This is a genomic window from Gemella haemolysans, assembly GCF_012273215.1.
Lineage (GTDB): Bacteria > Bacillota > Bacilli > Staphylococcales > Gemellaceae > Gemella > Gemella haemolysans_A.
The window spans coordinates 2,065,735-2,081,329 of the sequence record NZ_CP050965.1 but is presented as its reverse complement, the minus strand read 5'-3'; the positions used below and the strand labels follow the sequence as shown (position 1 = coordinate 2,081,329).

Annotated in this window: 29 protein-coding genes; 5 read left to right on the top strand and 24 right to left on the bottom strand. The window is 30.5% G+C overall.

Features of this window, described 5'->3' with window-relative positions; all coding sequences use genetic code 11:
* The 20 genes from FOC48_RS09885 to FOC48_RS09630 form a co-directional block, all read right to left on the bottom strand.
* Positions 1-189, bottom strand: a 189-nt coding sequence (locus tag FOC48_RS09885; protein ID WP_216842916.1) for a hypothetical protein, incomplete at its 3' end; no start/stop codon positions are given.
* Between the two features lies 1 nt (position 190).
* On the bottom strand, positions 191-379 hold the full coding sequence (locus FOC48_RS09720) for a hypothetical protein (protein WP_003148023.1): 189 nt from the start codon (positions 377-379) through the stop codon (positions 191-193).
* A gap of 233 nt (positions 380-612) precedes the next feature.
* Positions 613-795, bottom strand: coding sequence for a helix-turn-helix transcriptional regulator (locus FOC48_RS09715; RefSeq protein ID WP_003148025.1), 183 nt, complete (start codon positions 793-795; stop codon positions 613-615).
* Positions 796-797: 2 nt separating this feature from the next.
* Positions 798-1,004, bottom strand: a complete 207-nt coding sequence (locus FOC48_RS09710; RefSeq protein ID WP_003148026.1) for a hypothetical protein — start codon at positions 1,002-1,004, stop codon at positions 798-800.
* A gap of 3 nt (positions 1,005-1,007) precedes the next feature.
* Positions 1,008-1,166 (bottom strand): RusA family crossover junction endodeoxyribonuclease, encoded by a 159-nt coding sequence (locus tag FOC48_RS09705; protein WP_254263181.1) that lies wholly within the window; start codon positions 1,164-1,166, stop codon positions 1,008-1,010.
* Positions 1,167-1,183: 17 nt separating this feature from the next.
* Positions 1,184-1,405 carry a hypothetical protein gene (locus FOC48_RS09700; protein WP_172497948.1) on the bottom strand — a complete coding sequence of 74 codons (222 nt, stop codon included), beginning with the start codon at positions 1,403-1,405 and terminating at the stop codon, positions 1,184-1,186.
* 43 nt (positions 1,406-1,448) lie between these two features.
* On the bottom strand, positions 1,449-2,423 hold the full coding sequence (locus tag FOC48_RS09695; RefSeq protein WP_003148028.1) for a hypothetical protein: 975 nt from the start codon (positions 2,421-2,423) through the stop codon (positions 1,449-1,451).
* A gap of 6 nt (positions 2,424-2,429) precedes the next feature.
* Positions 2,430-3,053 carry a single-stranded DNA-binding protein gene (locus FOC48_RS09690; protein WP_003148029.1) on the bottom strand — a complete coding sequence of 208 codons (624 nt, stop codon included), beginning with the start codon at positions 3,051-3,053 and terminating at the stop codon, positions 2,430-2,432.
* The gene (locus tag FOC48_RS09685; protein WP_155801266.1) at positions 3,043-3,687 is read right to left on the bottom strand and encodes an ERF family protein; all 645 of its coding nucleotides are present in this window, start codon (positions 3,685-3,687) and stop codon (positions 3,043-3,045) included. The genes FOC48_RS09690 and FOC48_RS09685 overlap by 11 nt, the downstream gene beginning before the upstream one ends.
* Positions 3,669-4,091 (bottom strand): hypothetical protein, encoded by a 423-nt coding sequence (locus tag FOC48_RS09680; RefSeq protein WP_003148031.1) that lies wholly within the window; start codon positions 4,089-4,091, stop codon positions 3,669-3,671. The genes FOC48_RS09685 and FOC48_RS09680 overlap by 19 nt, the downstream gene beginning before the upstream one ends.
* Positions 4,078-4,275: a hypothetical protein gene (locus FOC48_RS09675; protein ID WP_172497946.1), complete on the bottom strand. Its 198-nt coding sequence runs from the start codon at positions 4,273-4,275 to the stop codon at positions 4,078-4,080. The genes FOC48_RS09680 and FOC48_RS09675 overlap by 14 nt, the downstream gene beginning before the upstream one ends.
* Before the next feature lie 117 nt (positions 4,276-4,392).
* Complete coding sequence (locus tag FOC48_RS09670; RefSeq protein WP_003148033.1) at positions 4,393-4,629, bottom strand: hypothetical protein; 237 nt, start codon at positions 4,627-4,629, stop codon at positions 4,393-4,395.
* 3 nt (positions 4,630-4,632) lie between these two features.
* Positions 4,633-4,968 (bottom strand): helix-turn-helix domain-containing protein, encoded by a 336-nt coding sequence (locus tag FOC48_RS09665; protein ID WP_003148034.1) that lies wholly within the window; start codon positions 4,966-4,968, stop codon positions 4,633-4,635.
* A gap of 2 nt (positions 4,969-4,970) precedes the next feature.
* On the bottom strand, positions 4,971-5,507 hold the full coding sequence (locus FOC48_RS09660; RefSeq protein ID WP_003148035.1) for a MazG-like family protein: 537 nt from the start codon (positions 5,505-5,507) through the stop codon (positions 4,971-4,973).
* 3 nt (positions 5,508-5,510) lie between these two features.
* A complete protein-coding gene (locus FOC48_RS09655) occupies positions 5,511-5,753 on the bottom strand; it encodes a helix-turn-helix domain-containing protein (RefSeq protein ID WP_035467246.1) in 243 nt (80 codons plus the stop codon).
* The gene (locus FOC48_RS09650; RefSeq protein ID WP_003148037.1) at positions 5,740-5,946 is read right to left on the bottom strand and encodes a hypothetical protein; all 207 of its coding nucleotides are present in this window, start codon (positions 5,944-5,946) and stop codon (positions 5,740-5,742) included. Before FOC48_RS09650 ends, FOC48_RS09655 begins: the two co-directional genes overlap by 14 nt.
* A 3-nt stretch (positions 5,947-5,949) precedes the next feature.
* Positions 5,950-6,228 (bottom strand): hypothetical protein, encoded by a 279-nt coding sequence (locus tag FOC48_RS09645; protein ID WP_003148038.1) that lies wholly within the window; start codon positions 6,226-6,228, stop codon positions 5,950-5,952.
* Position 6,229: 1 nt separating this feature from the next.
* Positions 6,230-6,433 carry a helix-turn-helix domain-containing protein gene (locus tag FOC48_RS09640; RefSeq protein ID WP_003148039.1) on the bottom strand — a complete coding sequence of 68 codons (204 nt, stop codon included), beginning with the start codon at positions 6,431-6,433 and terminating at the stop codon, positions 6,230-6,232.
* Positions 6,430-6,600, bottom strand: a complete 171-nt coding sequence (locus tag FOC48_RS09635; protein WP_003148040.1) for a hypothetical protein — start codon at positions 6,598-6,600, stop codon at positions 6,430-6,432. Before FOC48_RS09635 ends, FOC48_RS09640 begins: the two co-directional genes overlap by 4 nt.
* Complete coding sequence (locus tag FOC48_RS09630) at positions 6,584-6,742, bottom strand: hypothetical protein (protein ID WP_003148041.1); 159 nt, start codon at positions 6,740-6,742, stop codon at positions 6,584-6,586. The genes FOC48_RS09635 and FOC48_RS09630 overlap by 17 nt, the downstream gene beginning before the upstream one ends.
* 95 nt (positions 6,743-6,837) lie before the next feature.
* Here FOC48_RS09630 and FOC48_RS09625 point away from each other — a divergent pair, with 95 nt between their 5' ends.
* A complete protein-coding gene (locus FOC48_RS09625; RefSeq protein ID WP_003148042.1) occupies positions 6,838-7,191 on the top strand; it encodes a hypothetical protein in 354 nt (117 codons plus the stop codon).
* 82 nt (positions 7,192-7,273) lie between these two features.
* On the opposite strand, the gene FOC48_RS09620 is transcribed toward FOC48_RS09625, so the two are convergent.
* Complete coding sequence (locus tag FOC48_RS09620; protein WP_003148043.1) at positions 7,274-7,483, bottom strand: DUF739 family protein; 210 nt, start codon at positions 7,481-7,483, stop codon at positions 7,274-7,276.
* Between the two features lie 162 nt (positions 7,484-7,645).
* Here FOC48_RS09620 and FOC48_RS09615 point away from each other — a divergent pair, with 162 nt between their 5' ends.
* From FOC48_RS09615 to FOC48_RS09605, 3 genes are all read left to right on the top strand, one after another.
* Entirely contained in the window at positions 7,646-8,320 is a 675-nt protein-coding gene (locus FOC48_RS09615) for a LexA family protein (RefSeq protein WP_003148044.1), read from the top strand.
* 17 nt (positions 8,321-8,337) lie between these two features.
* Positions 8,338-9,129, top strand: coding sequence for a type II toxin-antitoxin system PemK/MazF family toxin (locus FOC48_RS09610; protein ID WP_003148045.1), 792 nt, complete (start codon positions 8,338-8,340; stop codon positions 9,127-9,129).
* A 754-nt stretch (positions 9,130-9,883) separates the two neighbouring features.
* The gene (locus tag FOC48_RS09605) at positions 9,884-10,909 is read left to right on the top strand and encodes a site-specific integrase (RefSeq protein WP_003148046.1); all 1,026 of its coding nucleotides are present in this window, start codon (positions 9,884-9,886) and stop codon (positions 10,907-10,909) included.
* A 126-nt stretch (positions 10,910-11,035) separates the two neighbouring features.
* Here FOC48_RS09605 and rpsR read toward each other — a convergent pair whose 3' ends face one another.
* The 3 genes from rpsR to rpsF are packed head-to-tail and all read right to left on the bottom strand — an operon-like array spanning position 11,036 to position 12,181.
* Positions 11,036-11,284 (bottom strand): 30S ribosomal protein S18, encoded by a 249-nt coding sequence (rpsR, locus tag FOC48_RS09600; protein ID WP_003148047.1) that lies wholly within the window; start codon positions 11,282-11,284, stop codon positions 11,036-11,038.
* A 23-nt stretch (positions 11,285-11,307) separates the two neighbouring features.
* Positions 11,308-11,880 carry a single-stranded DNA-binding protein gene (locus FOC48_RS09595; protein ID WP_003148048.1) on the bottom strand — a complete coding sequence of 191 codons (573 nt, stop codon included), beginning with the start codon at positions 11,878-11,880 and terminating at the stop codon, positions 11,308-11,310.
* A 13-nt stretch (positions 11,881-11,893) separates the two neighbouring features.
* Positions 11,894-12,181, bottom strand: a complete 288-nt coding sequence (gene rpsF / locus FOC48_RS09590) for a 30S ribosomal protein S6 (RefSeq protein WP_003148049.1) — start codon at positions 12,179-12,181, stop codon at positions 11,894-11,896.
* Positions 12,182-12,913: 732 nt separating this feature from the next.
* On the opposite strand from rpsF, the gene adhE reads away from it, so the two are divergent.
* Positions 12,914-15,556: a bifunctional acetaldehyde-CoA/alcohol dehydrogenase gene (gene adhE / locus FOC48_RS09585; protein WP_003148050.1), complete on the top strand. Its 2,643-nt coding sequence runs from the start codon at positions 12,914-12,916 to the stop codon at positions 15,554-15,556.
* The last annotated feature ends 39 nt before the right edge of the window (positions 15,557-15,595 follow it).

Genomic DNA, 15,595 nt, shown 5'->3' with positions numbered 1-15,595 from the left:
ACGTTCCTTTTGTTGCTGGATAGTTCTTTCCTTGACTATATTGTCGTTAGAAAGTTCCTCGATCGTGTTACTTGAAACATATACCCCCAGTATCAACCCCGCTGTAAACATTGCTAACAGCATTGAAAGTGTGATTAGTATAATTTCTATGTTATCCCACGTTTTTTTTAACATTTTTTTACCTACCATATTATTTCCCCCAGATATAATGTATAACTTGATAAAGTATGTAAGATATTACCAACCAATTCAAAATAGTTAAATTCATTTTAATTTTAAATAATTCATAATGAAATTCCTTTAATAGTTCATAATGTACAATATTATCCTTCTCTAAGTTAAAAATTCTTTTTGCTAATTCTTTTATTTTCTCGTCCATTCCTTATCCTCCAATTCCGTTCAATTCAGCTGTTTTTTTCGTTTGTTCAGCTTGTTTGTCGTCTAGTGCTTTTAGTTGTTCTTCTAACCTAGCATTTTTTATCCTTAATTCTATGGCTTCTTGTTTTTCTTTTCTTTACGTTCTTGATAATTAGTTGCTTCAATAAATATAAATACAAAATAAGCAACAACTATACCTATTAATCCTACTATAGCTAATTTCTCTAACATCTCTTAATCTCCTATTTCATTTGCATTTACATTTAATGCACTAGCTATCTTTCTAATACTCTTCCTACTGCCTTTACCGTTCCCAGTACGTATTAAATTGATAGTATTAGTACTAACCCCACTTAATTTAGCTAATTTCTTATTAGTCATATTCAATTTCCACATAATATCATCAAGCTTTGTCATGATTAAAACTCCATACTTTTAACCGTTACATCTGTTAGTGAGTTGGTTAAATCAATATCAATACCAGCGTGTTCTACTAGTGGATATAGTCCCTCTTCAGTCAATGTATAAATTCTTTCCTTGTATTCAAAGTTAATTTTCTTAACTCCGTTATATCCGCTTGTTTCTTTTTTCATAATTCTCACCAAATTAAATAGTTTCTCTTCCATTTTTTAATCCTCCATTAATTCATTAAATTCATTGTCTATCTTCTCTACTTCTTCAATCTCAATATACAGTCCACTGTTCTTATGCCACCTCTTACTGACTTCTAGATCCGTAATTAATCCATCATCTTTGTAAAAGCCCATTTTACACATTACATCTTGCAATAATTTCTGTAAGTTGTCTAAATCGGGGCTAGTTGCTTTTCTCTCACCGTCTTTAGATTTTGTGTTGGTTCAAAAATCCATATTACTTTTAATCTAATAGCTGTTGTATATTTTTCTTTTGGCTGGAAGCCACTTAATGCACGTTGTAAGGTTGCCTTTGAATTTTTAACCTTTCCTGTTTCGTAAAATCTTTTAGTTTTTGTTGAAAATTTCTTTTGTTGTGCTGTAGTCCTTGGCACAACTGCTATCGGTGTAAAAATTTTAACACTTAATCACCTCCATTTATTCATCCCACCAGTTAAATTTACCTAGCGTAGAATTTTGATTATTAATTTTATTTTGTTTATCTCTCGTCACTGAATTATACAAACTAGCAATTACATAATTTTCAAAATTAGTAATTTGTTTAGATTTTAAGATTTGCTGTACACAGTAATTAATTTGTGTTTCAGTTACATCTTTTAACACGTCCTGTACTCTCATTACATCAACGCTAACACCGTTTATTTTATAGTCTCCTGTTAACTTTAGATAAACTTGACTTATTGCTAACTCAACATCTTTTTTTAACCCACCAGAATAAATTAAATCGTTGTTGGTTTGATTATATAAATTATCTTTATCAGTTAAACCCTTGTTATTATTAAGTTCTTTATTTTTGATAAAGTTATTATAATTAATATATATATTATTCTCTTTATTAATCTCTTTTATGGTTGGTGCATTTTGCCCTAACTGGTTGGTGCATTCTGCCCTAACTGGTTGGTGCATTTTGCCCTCACCGTTAATGCAATTTGCCCTAACCTCTAATTTTTGGGTTGATGCATTTTGCCCTAACTTTACTTTTTCAGTTGGTGCATTTTGCACTAACCTAGATTTTTGATTTTTATTTTCATTTTTAGTAATATTTTTATCTAATTTAAGTTTTTTATCAAAAGATATTTTATTGTAATTCACTCGATATAATTTACCGTTTTTATGTTTTTTTGTTATTAAAAAGTTGCCTTCCTCTAAATTAATTAGCGTTCGCTTTAAAGTGTCGTAACTGAAACATAACGGGAAGTCCCTTTCTAACATTTTTTTAACTGATGAAAACATCCAATATGAACCTTCAATATAATACTCATTCTTGTTCTTATTGATAGTACACCAGTAATCTACTTGCTGTAGGACAAGAGCTTCATAGACTTTCCCTTGTCCTAACACTTCAAGTAAACTTAAATTTAGTGGAATAACTTTAATTACTTTTTGCTCCATAGATCACTATTCTTGCTTAAACGGGTTAATTACATTTTCGAATACATTATCTAAATTAATATCTTTGCCAAAATCATTAAATAAGTTGTTAGTGTTGTTAATTCCACCAGTTCCACTCATTTCCATTTGTTGTTGGTTATTTTGTCTTATATAGCCGTTATTTTGCACGTTATGAGGTTGATTGATATAGTTTAGTGCGTTATCCCCATTTTGATTATTAAAGCCGTTATAAGCGTTATTTTGGGCTAAATTATTTTGTTGATTAAAATTATTCAAATGTTGGTTAAATTGATTAGCTTGATTATCCTGTTTTGGTTTAGGGAAAAATGATAATCCATCAACCATTACATCAGTTGTATAAACCGTACTTCCATCTTGCTTTTGATAACTCCCGGTTTGAATACTTCCAGTAATTCCAATTAAATCACCTTTTTGGCAATACTGGGCTATTGTTTCAGCACGTTTGCCAAAGGCTTTACAACTAATAAAATCAGTCTGTTTTTGTCCGCTTTGATCTTTAAAATTTCTTTCAACTGCAAGGGTAATATTTAAAGATGAATTATTATTGTTAGTTTGTTTTAACTCCAAATTTCTAGTTATTCTACCAGTTAATACTACGTTATTTATCATTCGTTTGTTCTCCTTCTACTTGTTCTTGTTGTTGATGTTGTTGTGCTTGACGTTGATTTAATATCCATTGCCAAACATCTCTTAATTCTTCGTTAGTTAAATCTTCTAATCTAAATTTGTTCCTTTTGCTTAAAATAGATTGAATATGTTGGGGTGGTAAATTTTGTTGAATTGCCTGAATTAAAGCGTTACGTTCTGCCATTATTTCCGTAAAGTCAGGTTCAGTTAATTTTAGTAAATTCCTATATAGATACCTCATGTAATAAGTATCTACTGAACCAACAGTTTGAACAGTGTTCCCTGCTCGTTGCATTGCAACCCCTACTTTCTCATTAGGTTGTGTAGGTAAAATAGGTGGGACTTCCATTTTTTTCATTTTGAAAATTCTAGCTTCTGTTGGTTGCTCCACGTCCTTAACTACTAAAGTTTTATAATCTTCATCTTCAGTATATTCCTCATATAAACCTATTTCTGAACATATATCGATGGTATGAGGTAGGAAATCTGATAATTGATAGTAGTGAAATTGTCCGTGCTTGTTATACCCAGTTGGCTTTAAATTCAAATCCTTAATTCTTTTTCTTAAGATCAATATCTTTTGTTCTACACCCATTATTAAGCTTCCTCCGTCCATTGTAAGTATTCACCTATTTGTTCTTTAAAATAATCACTTTCTAAGTCTGCTTTAGTGAATATCTGAGTTAAATTATCTTCACTATCAAATAATAGCTTTCCTTTTGCTCCGAACTGTTCACTAACTCTATTAAATGAAATATAAAGTTGTTCTCCACCTAAATTTAAGTTCTTTAAAGGTATTCTATAAAATCCTGTTCTATCCTTAATTTTAGTATCCTCATATTTCCTAACCAGTTTCTTTAATTCAACTGGTGTATTCTTAAATGTCCTGCTGTATTGTTCTTTTGTACCGACAATAGCGTATATTACATCTTTCTTAATAATCTTGTATTCTTCATCAGTTTCAACAACTGTATATTTTTTGTCTTTTAATTCTTTTAAAAATTCATTAGTTGATATCACGATACATTACCTCCAAATATGCTATATAAACTTTAATCACTTCAAATTCTTCTCTAACAGTCAAACTCTTGTAAGCTTTAGCCAGTTCGCTATCTTCCTTTTCATATCTGAATACATCTCTAAAATGAAACATATCATCTATAAAGCCTTCATATCCATAGTTCTCTATTAATTCAAATAGCACCTTTTTTGATTTTCATTCACTTTCTAAATTCTCCTTGATTTTCCTTTTAATCTACGTTATAATAACAGTAGATTTTTATTTTGTTTATCGCTCGTTGTTTTATCGCAACGAGCTTTTTTATTCTTCTAACAATTTTTTAATAGAATGTAAAAGCATTCTTTTAGCGTAATAATCCATTAAATCTTTAACTGCTTTTTCCTTCACTTCACTAGCCTCTTGTTGAATAGCTGTAAAAATACCACCTACCATATAAGCATTTACAACATTCTCTATTAATTCCTTGTTACTTTCAGTGTCTTTTAAGTCATTTAATTCTAATAACTTTAAGATATCCTCATTAATATTTACTAACATTCTTTATTCTCCTTCGCTTTCAAATTCAATAGATGCTCTCATCATTAAATTAATAAACTCATCTCTAGGAAGCTTAATAAGTCTTTGATAGAGTTCTTCAACATCTTTCTCAGTATTTCCGTAAAGCAATTCATTAACGGTTATTTGAAGTAATTTAGCTAGTTTCTTTTGTCTTTCTTTATTCGGTAGTACTCTACCGTTTTCCCAATCTGAAACATTGCTTTTAGTAGCCTTAAACAACTTTCCAAACTCAGCTAAAGTGTATGCTTTACTTATTCTAAAATCTCTTATCCGTCTACCTACTTCTTTTTTATCGATTTTCATTTCCTTATCTAACATAGCTATTCTCCTTCTTTAATAAATGTACCGTCTATCATTTTTCCTTTTCGCTTAGAAATAGTATCGTAAGCATATTTAATACATTCAACTAATTCTAATCCGTAAGCCTGTGCTACCATTTCTAAGAAGTTAATATAACTTGATAATCTAACTTCAATATCAATGAAAGTAGCTTCAGTATTTGTAAATACATCAAACAGTAATCTGTCTTGAGTTTTTAACTCTCTAATGAAGTACAGCCAACCAATGCTAACTGATGAATGTTTGCTTGTTTTAATCTTTCTAAAAGTTAAATAAGGTCGTTCACTTACTAAATAAGTTGATACTACAAGAGTTACATATATATCACCTATGCTATCTTTAATTTGAATTAAAGCGTCCTTATTACCATTTTCATAACTTTCTATAGCGTTCTGCAATTCTGAATTTTCTTCATCAGATTTTAATAGTTGCTTTGTTAATCTACCTTTCTCCTTAATCTCTCTATCTTTTGCCCAGTCAATAATTCTAGTTACATAATCATAATGAAATTCTTTCATTCGTTATACTCCTTTCAATACGTTTAAATCTATATTTAGTGCTGTTGCTACCTTAACAATTTCATCAAATTTTAAAATACTTGTTTGAGTATATTTAAAGCCTTGTATTTTGCTTGATGGTACACCGCTAAGTTTAGCTAGTTCACTAACTGAAATTGATTTGTTAAACATTTCTGTAATCATTAATTTCTTGAAATAATCAAGTTTAGTTCTTTTGTTCACTTCACTAACATTAAATCTCGCCATCTTCTTCACCATCAGGGTCTGGAAATGCATATTCGCTACGGTCGTCAAATTGAACAAATAAAATCATTAAAACACACAACAACATTCCTAATATTCTTGTAAATTCAATGCTTGTCATTATTGCCGTGCAAATAGCAATCGTTGTTAACACAAGATACAATGTGTTTAATTTTCTTCTTTTTAAATTATTCATTTCTTAAGCTCCTTTCTTAAGTCGTTTTTCACGTTTGTTTACTGACCTTTTGGCATTAATATAATTGTAAATTCTAACTTTGTTATAAGTTTCGTTGGTTGCAAGAGTACCTTGAATATATAAATAATTATCTTCCAAACTTTCAATCTCTATTAACCAATCATTAAATTTTTTATGTGAACCTTCCATCTTTAAAAATATTTTTAAATCAGGTCTTTCAACCCAATCATCTGGATTTTCTAATTTATCCTTATAAGCATTATAAAAGTCCTCTTCTTTCATCTTAATCACCTACTTTTAATTTATTTAAATCTATGTCTAATACCTTAGCTATCTTAACAGCGTTATCTAACTGAGGACTAGATGTGTTGCCATTAAACATTGAATATAATGTTTGTTCAAAAATTCCAGTTTCTTTCGACAACCTGTAAATTGTCATTCCTTTATGTTCTAGTTGTTCTTTTACTTCTAAATAAAATGCTTTCATAATTCTTTGACCTTTTTACTCGCTATTGAATCTATCTCAACATCATCTACGATTAATTCAATAGTGAGTTTTGTTCTATTGATATCAGCAACAATGGAATAACTAATTAACTTATCCAATTTAACATCGTTTAAATAGAATTTGTTGTTATTAATTGTGAATTTCATTTTCACTCCTCCTAATTTTCTCTACCCTCAATTCAATAGAGTTGGGGGTATTTTTTATGCTTGAATAATTTTTCCCATCTGTAACTACTGTTTCAGATTTTAATGTTTTTTTATTATTTATAATTTCTTCTTTTTTAACCATTGATTTCCTCCTTTCTACTCTCTAGTAAAAATTTCAGTATTAACCAACTTGTGGTATAATAAGTTTGTAAAGATTTAACAAAAAGGAGATTATTAATGAAGAAAAGTAAATTATCACTTACATCACTAATTTTGTCGGCCTTATATGTCGTATATTTAATTTATTATATTTCAAGCACTGGTAGTAAAGTATCTACTGGCGACTCAGCAACTCAAGTAGGAACAGCAATCGGAATTGCACTAATAATGCCTCACTTAGTTTGTACAGGAATTGCACTATTGATGAATGCATTAGGTTACTTCCTAAACAAACGAGGGTTTATCCTTACAGCAGCGATACTATACACAATAGCTATAGTATTAATGCCTATTTACATACCATTTGTAATAATTCAAACCATTTTATGCTATGTAGCATTTTCTAAAATGAACCCAAATAAATTGCAATAAAAATAAAACAAAATAAAATATAAATCTTTACATTGCTCTCTTAGAAATAAGGGAGCTTTTTGTTTTGTTCAAATATTTGAACTTATTCATTAAAAAAATATAAATGAACTTTGCTTTCTGGGATTTTTAAAAGTTGCATAGCTAATTTAATTTCAGTATCTTTCCAACGTCTTACATTGTTTAATTTAAAAGAAATACTACGTTCAGAGAGTTTCATATCTTTAGCAAAGTTACTTTGATTTCCATAGACCTCAACTATTCTTCCCAGTAATTTATCATAATTAAATTTCATTTTATCTCCTTTCTATGGTTTTTATAGTTCAAGCTCTTGAACTTAATTTTATTATATACTAACATTTTCTAGTTGTCAACACAAAAATTCAAATTTTTTGAACTTTTATCTTGAACTTTTGTTCAAATCATGATATTATAGTTCTAACAGGAGGTGAAAGTTATGGCAACTTCTACTGAAAGAATAAATCAAATAATGAAAGAAAAAAGATTAAGACAAATAGACGTTCTTAATTTAGCTAAACCATTTCAAGAGAAATATAATATAAAATTTTCTAAAAGCCACTTATCTCAATATGTAAATGGCAAATCAAATCCAGATAACGAAAAAATCTTCCTATTATCAAAAGTATTTGGTGTTACAGAAGCGTGGTTATTAGGATACGATGTACATAGATACGAAAGAATAGAAGAAGCTAAAATTAATGAACCTCAAACCCTTCAAGGCTTAAAAATCCCAGTATTAGGAACAGTCGCAGCAGGTATCCCTATATCAGCTGTTGAGGATATACTGGACTATGAGGAAGTACCTCAATCGTGGGAAAATCAAGGAGAATTCTTTGGACTTAGAATCAAAGGTGACAGTATGAAACCAGATATAAACGATGGAGATACAGTTATAGTCAGACAACAATCAACAGCTAACAATGGAGATGTGGTAATTGCTCTAGTAAATGGAGACGATGCAACATGTAAGAAATTTGAAAAGCTTGGTAATGGAATAATGCTAATATCTAACAATTCAGAATACTCACCTATGTACTTTTCAAACGAAGAAGTACTTACAAAACCAGTAGTCATTATTGGAAGAGTTGTTGAGTTAAGAAGGAAATTTTAGAAAGGAGTGATACAAAAATGGAATCTAATGAAAATGTAAATAATAAGAAAAAACTAAGTAGAGCTAGAGATATTTTGATTAGTGTTGCAAATAATCCAAGAAATAAAAAATTTAAAAAATTAGCATCTTCTGAAATATTTAGAGCCAAACAATTAAGAAATGACAATAATAACCACACAAAACACTTCAAACGATATAAAAAAGGCTCTATAATCTTTGTTGATTTTGGAACAGGAATAGGGAATGAATTTTCACATCCTCATTTTTGTGTAGTTATGGACAACAAAGATAATCCTAAAAAGGGGACGCTAACCGTAATACCTTTTACCTCTAAAGAAAAGAAAGATTTTATAAATCTTGATAAGAACATGATTTATAAGTTTTTTGACCAAACAGTAAAAGATATTCAAGAAAGGAATAGACTTTTAACAGCTATTTTGGATTTTCAAGCTAATCCATTAACAAAAAAGCCTGGAGTGTATTATCCGAAAAATATGGACGTTCAACTTTTAATCAATGATTTAGCGAAACGACACAATAAAACTGGTAATTTAAGAATTAATGAAGCTAAGTTATTAATAAAAAAAGACGAAGATTATTCAAAAGAAATAGCAGAGTTTTATCTTAAATATAATAAAAATACATATGCTAACGTACAGGCAATAACAACTATTAGTAAATTTAGAATTTTTAAACCTATTAATCCTTTAGATCCTATAGGAAAAATAACATTATCAGATAGAATTTTAAAAATATTAGAAACTGAACTTATAAAAAATTTAACAACCTATAAAATTGACAAACCATAACATTTATAATATAATAAAAGTATCTTAGAGGTATATGAAAATATAGGCTCTACTGGTAACATTTTTCAGAGAGGTTTTTAACCGGCTCTGCTAAGGTATTTATGGTTTTCCATAGATACCTTTTTTTCTTTTTTAACCGTATCGAATTCGACACGGTAAGAATAATATTAAATTAGACTTAAAATTAAATATATGATATAATGATATTAGATTAGAGGGCTGTGCCCACCGTGAAGAAGTCTTTTATCATTGGATAAAGGCTTCTTTTTCTTTTAAATAAAAAATATTGCACTTAAAAGTTTAAAATGCTATAATTATTATACGTATTGTCGGCGTGAACCGGCAGGTAAAATAATCTAGATTTTTTAGTACTTTGAGTGAAAATTCTTAAAGTACTTTTTTATTTATATGATTAACAAAAAAAGTAGGCACAATTAAGCACCTACTAAAGGATAGAACTCCTTACCTTTTAAAATCGATTTTAGAAAGGTGATATTTAACATATCTTTTAAATAATCGTGTAAATAATACACGAAGCCTCTATAAAATTATTATAACATACTTTAAACTAATTTACTATTTTAACTGGTTAAATTCGACCAGTTTAAACAAAATAAAAATCCTCTACTCCGGCAAGAGTAAAGGATAAAATGAGATACGGCAATATCTCAGAATAAATGTGTATGGTATACACATAAACTACACTAATAGTATATCATACACATCTACATTTAACAAGAAAGGATGTGTATTTATGTACAGAGAAATCACACATAATGGCAAATATAGATTTGTTCAATCATTCAAGGATAGAGATGGTAAAAACAAGCGTGTTTCTGTCGTTAAGAATAATAAGACTCGTGCTACTGAAAAGGAAGCATTTGAGGAATTACAAGATAGGATCAATAAGATACTTAATCCAGTTCAAGAGGCTCACAATTTAGGATATTATAAAGAAAAATATTTAGAGTTTAAAAAGCCAACTTTAGCTTATAATTCTTATTTAGCCTATGAAACAAGAATAAAAGTAGTAGATGATAATGAAAGATTAGAAGATGTTACTAAAATTAAATACGATAAAATGTTAATGGATATGAGGAAGGACTATTCCCCTAACGCTATTAAATTAACCTGCATGGTATTAAATAACTTTTTCCAATTTATAAAAAAATACTATGTGTCGAATTTCAATGTAAAACTTGATTTCAAGTTTACTAAAGAAGAGAAGGCATTGGAATTGCAAAAAGTTAAATATTTGGAGAAAGATGAAATACCAGTTATTTTGAAAAAAATAAAAAATAACACGGTTAGAAGTATCGCTATTTTACAATTGCATACAGGACTTAGAATAGGGGAAGTGTTAGCACTTACTCCAGATGATGTTGATTTTAAAAATAAAACTATTTCTGTTAGCAAAACAAAATTAGTAAATGGAGAACTTGGTTCACCTAAAACTTTATCGAGTATTAGAACTATAGAAATATCCGATTTTATAGCTAAATTATTGCTAGATTATATATCTTCAAATAAATTCATTTTTAAAATTACCTACGTAACTATATTAAATCATTTAAAAATTTTAAATATTCACACACATATTTTCAGACATACTCATGTGGCTTTGTTGATAGAACAAAATGTACCTATCAAAGTAATATCTCAAAGATTAGGACATTCTGATATTAAAACAACATTGTCAATCTACACTCACGTTACCGAGAACATGAAAGTCAACTTAAGAAATAACCTTAACAACCTTTCCCCATTTATTCCCTACTAACAAAAAAAGACACACGCTAGAGTTGATTTAATCAATTCCAGTACGTGTCTTTTATAATATTTCTCTCTAATTATATCAAAGCACAAAAAAAAGACAAGCCTAAGCTCATCTTTTTCACTTTTATTCTTATTTTTCGTCTACTACATATGGTAAAAGTGCCATGTGTCTAGCTCTTTTAATTGCTGTAGTTAACATTCTTTGGTACTTAGCTGAAGTACCTGTTACACGACGTGGTAAGATTTTCCCACGTTCAGAAATGAATTTTTTAAGTAATTCTACATCTTTGTAGTCGATAAACTCTACGTTATTTTTAGTGAAATAACATACTTTTTTACGACGACGCATGTTGTTACGACGATTGTTATTTACTGCCATTGTGCATGTCCTCCTATGTAATTTTAGTCTTCTTTAAACGGATTTACTACATCCTGCATGAAGTCATCATCTAGATTACTTGGGAAGTTTTCCCCAAAATCAGAAAATGATGAACTGTCATTAATAAAATCTTGCATAGCTGAATTAGCTTGCCCAAAGTTTTGATTAGTATTATTGTTATAATAATTTTGATTATTGTTATTATACGCTGGTTGTGATTGAGGTTGATTAAAACTCATTGAGTCAAAACCATTGTTTTGTCTACTATGTGAGCTGTTTTTAGATTCAAGGAATTGAACACTTTCTGCTACTACTTCAGTAACATAAACTGTGTTTCCATCTTTACCTTGATAATTTCTCGTCTGTATTCTACCTTCAACAGAAACTTGACTACCACGTCCTAAAAAACGTGCCATATTTTCTGCTTGCTTTCTAAAAGCTACACAGTTAATAAAGTCTGCTTGTCTTTGACCATTTTGGTCAGTGAATGTTCTGTTTACAGCTACTGAGAAATAAAGCATTGGAACATTCGAACTAGAATATCTCAATTCTGGATCTTTAGTTAATCTACCTACTAATACTACACGATTTACCATAGTATTTCACCCCTTATTTTTCTAATCTTACTACCATGTGACGGATGATGTCATCGCTAATTTTTGCTAAACGATCGAATTCTTTTGTAGACGCATCTGTTTCTGAAGTTAATTCTACTACATAGTAGTAAGCATCACTGAAGTCTTCGATTTCATAAGCTAGGCGTTTTTTACCTAAATCTTTAACTTCTACTGCTTCTGCACCTTCTGAAAGAATATTTACGAATCTATCAACCACAGTTTTTTTAGCTTCTTCATCGATACGTGGTTGAACAGCAAACATTACTTCATATTTTCTCATGTGTGTGTTACCTCCTTTTGGTCTTTGCGACTCTCTAGTTTACTAGAGAGTAAGGAGTAATAAAATTACTCTAGCGATTATTATATCAAGTATAGAAATAAAAAGCAACTAATAACTATGTATTTTTTAAATATTTTTTAATTTAATCATCGTTAGTAAATACAAGTAAATCATAAATATAATTCATGTTAAATATTTACTGAAAAAATTACAGTCTAGCTCCCTCACCAATTTAATTACTTCTTAAGTTAGACTACGATAAATATACTTGTTATTCTTTTTCTTCTATTATAATACACAATTCCTTTTAATATTAATTGATAAACGTTATCAATATATGAAACTTTATTTTTAATATTATATTTAACTATTCAAAACAAAAATACACTCCATAATCTGTTATATAATAATTATTTTATATAATGTAAAATAACATTGAAAACAATTATTATTAAAGTAATTTATTTATATAACAGAAATATAATATTAAATTCAAAAATACCTACACCATTAATTTGTACATTCAAATTTTATATGAAAATATATATTTTATCTAGGTTTTCTAGTTATATAACAGGTGTTTACATCGATTAATTGTAGGTGTAAAATATAAATGTAAACAAATAAGAGGTGTTTATAGCAAAAATTAAATGATAATTATCCACTATTATACTTTACAGATATTCTCATTATTTCTGTTATAAATTCCTGAATTAAAAGGAGTAAAATATCATGTCTAAAGAAAAATTACAAACTGTAGATCCAGTTGAAGAAGTAAATACATTAGTATCAAAAGCATTAGTAGCTTTAGATGAATTCAAAAAGATCGAAGATCAAGAGAAAATTGATGCAATAGTTCAAGCAGCAGCCGTTGCAGCTCTTGAAGCACACGGACCGTTAGCAGTTGCAGCTGTCGAAGAAACTGGTCGTGGTGTTGTTGAAGACAAAGCGATTAAAAATCTTTATGCATGTGAATACATTGTAAACTACATGCGCGATCTTAAAACTGTTGGAGTAATCGATAAAGATGACGTTGATGGACTTACAGCTATAGCTGAACCAGTTGGTGTTGTTTGTGGTGTTGTACCAACAACTAACCCAACATCAACAACAGTATTCAAATCTCTAATCTGTTTAAAAACTCGTAACCCAATAATTTTTAGTTTCCACCCATCTGCAAATGAATGTTCTAAACAAGCAGCTCGTATCGTTCGTGATGCAGCAGTTAAAGCAGGGGCTCCTGAAAACTGTATCCAATTTATTGAAAAACCATCTATGGATGGAACACACGCTTTAATGAACCACGATGGTGTAGCTACAATCCTTGCTACTGGTGGTAACGCAATGGTTCGTGCAGCTTACTCTTGCGGTAAACCTGCTCTAGGTGTTGGTGCTGGTAACGTACCTGCTTATGTACACAAAGAAGCTAAACTTAAACAAGCTGTTAACGACATCGTATTAAGTAAAGCATTCGACAATGGTATGATTTGTGCCAGTGAACAAGCTGCAATCGTTGATAAAGAATTATACGATGAATTCGTTAAACTTATGAAATCTCACAGAGTACACTTCGTAACTAAAAAAGAAAAAACTCTTCTAGAAAACTTACTATTCGGTGTAGAAGCAAACTCTAAAAACTGCGGTGGAGCTAAGTTAAACTCTCTAATCGTTGGTAAACCAGCTACAGAAATCGCTAAATTAGCTGGATTCGAAGTACCAAAAGGAACAGTAATCTTAGCTGCTGAATGTAGCGAAGTCGGAGAAAAAGAACCACTTACTCGTGAAAAACTATCTCCAGTATTAGCTGTATTGAAATCTAGCAGCACAAAAGACGGTATTGAAAAAGCTAGACAAATGGTTGAATTCAATGGTCTAGGACACACTGCAGCAATCCACACTCAAAACGAAGAAGTTGCTGAAGAATTTGGTAAAGTAGTTCGTGCTTGTCGTGTAGTTTGGAACTCACCTTCTACATTCGGAGGAATCGGAGATGTTTACAACGCATTTATCCCATCACTAACTCTTGGATGTGGTAGCTATGGACGTAACTCAGTATCTGGTAACGTAAATGCAGTTAACTTACTAAACATCAAATTAATCGGACGTAGAAACAACAACATGCAATGGTTCAAATTACCTCCAAAAGTTTACTTTGAACCAAACGCAATCAAATACTTAAGTGAAATGGAGGGTTTAGAGAGAGTAATGATCGTAACTGACGAATCAATGGTTAAACTTGGTTTCGCAGGACGCATCATCGATCAATTAAACCGTCGTAAAAATAAAGTTCAATACGAAGTATTCGCTGGAGTAGAACCTAATCCAGATATCACAACTGTAAGACGTGGATTAGAAATCATGAATACATTTAAACCTAACGCTATCGTAGCACTAGGTGGTGGTTCTCCAATGGACGCAGCTAAAATCATGTGGTTATTCTATGAAAGACCAGACGCTGACTTCAAAGAATTAGTTCAAAAATTCGCAGATATCAGAAAACGTACTGTAAAATTCCCTCACTTAGGACAAAAAGCTAAATTCATCGCTGTTCCAACAACTTCTGGTACAGGTAGTGAAGTTACACCATTCGCAGTAATCTCTGATAAAGAAAATGATAAAAAATATCCGTTAGCTGACTATGCTATCACTCCACACGTAGCAATCGTTGACCCAGTACTAGTTCAAACAGTACCAGCTAGACCAACAGCTGCAACAGGTATGGACGTACTTACTCACGCAACTGAAGCATATACTTCTATCCTTGCTAACGATTATACTGACGGATTAGCACTTCGTGCAATCAAACTTGTATTCGAAAACTTAGAAAAATCTGTTAAAGAATTCGACAAAGACGCTAGAGAAAAAATGCACAACGCTTCTTGCTTAGCTGGTATGGCTTTCGCAAATGCATTCTTAGGAATTTCTCACTCAATGGCACACAAAATCGGTGGTAAATTCCACACTATCCACGGTGAAACAAACGCAACATTATTACCATACGTAATCAAATACAACGGTACTCGTCCAGGTAAAGTGGCTCTATGGCCTAAATACGAACACTATCAAGCTGATGAAAGATTCCAAGACATCGCTCGTATGTTAGGACTAAAAGCTGATACTCCAGAACAAGCAGTTGATTCTTATGCTCAAGCAGTATTCGAACTTGGTAAACGTGTAGGAACTCCAATGTGCTTCAAAGATCACGGTGTTGACTACGAAGCATTCAAAGCAGCTCTACCTACTTTAGCAATGGATGCTTACGAAGACCAATGTACTCCTGCCAACCCAAGATTAGCTCTAATCAAAGATATGGAAGGTATCATGGAAGCAGCATGGTTCGGATTCGATGAGAAAAAATTCGTAGAAAATCAATAAGCTATTCATTCATAATCTCAGAACATTAAACTCATACTT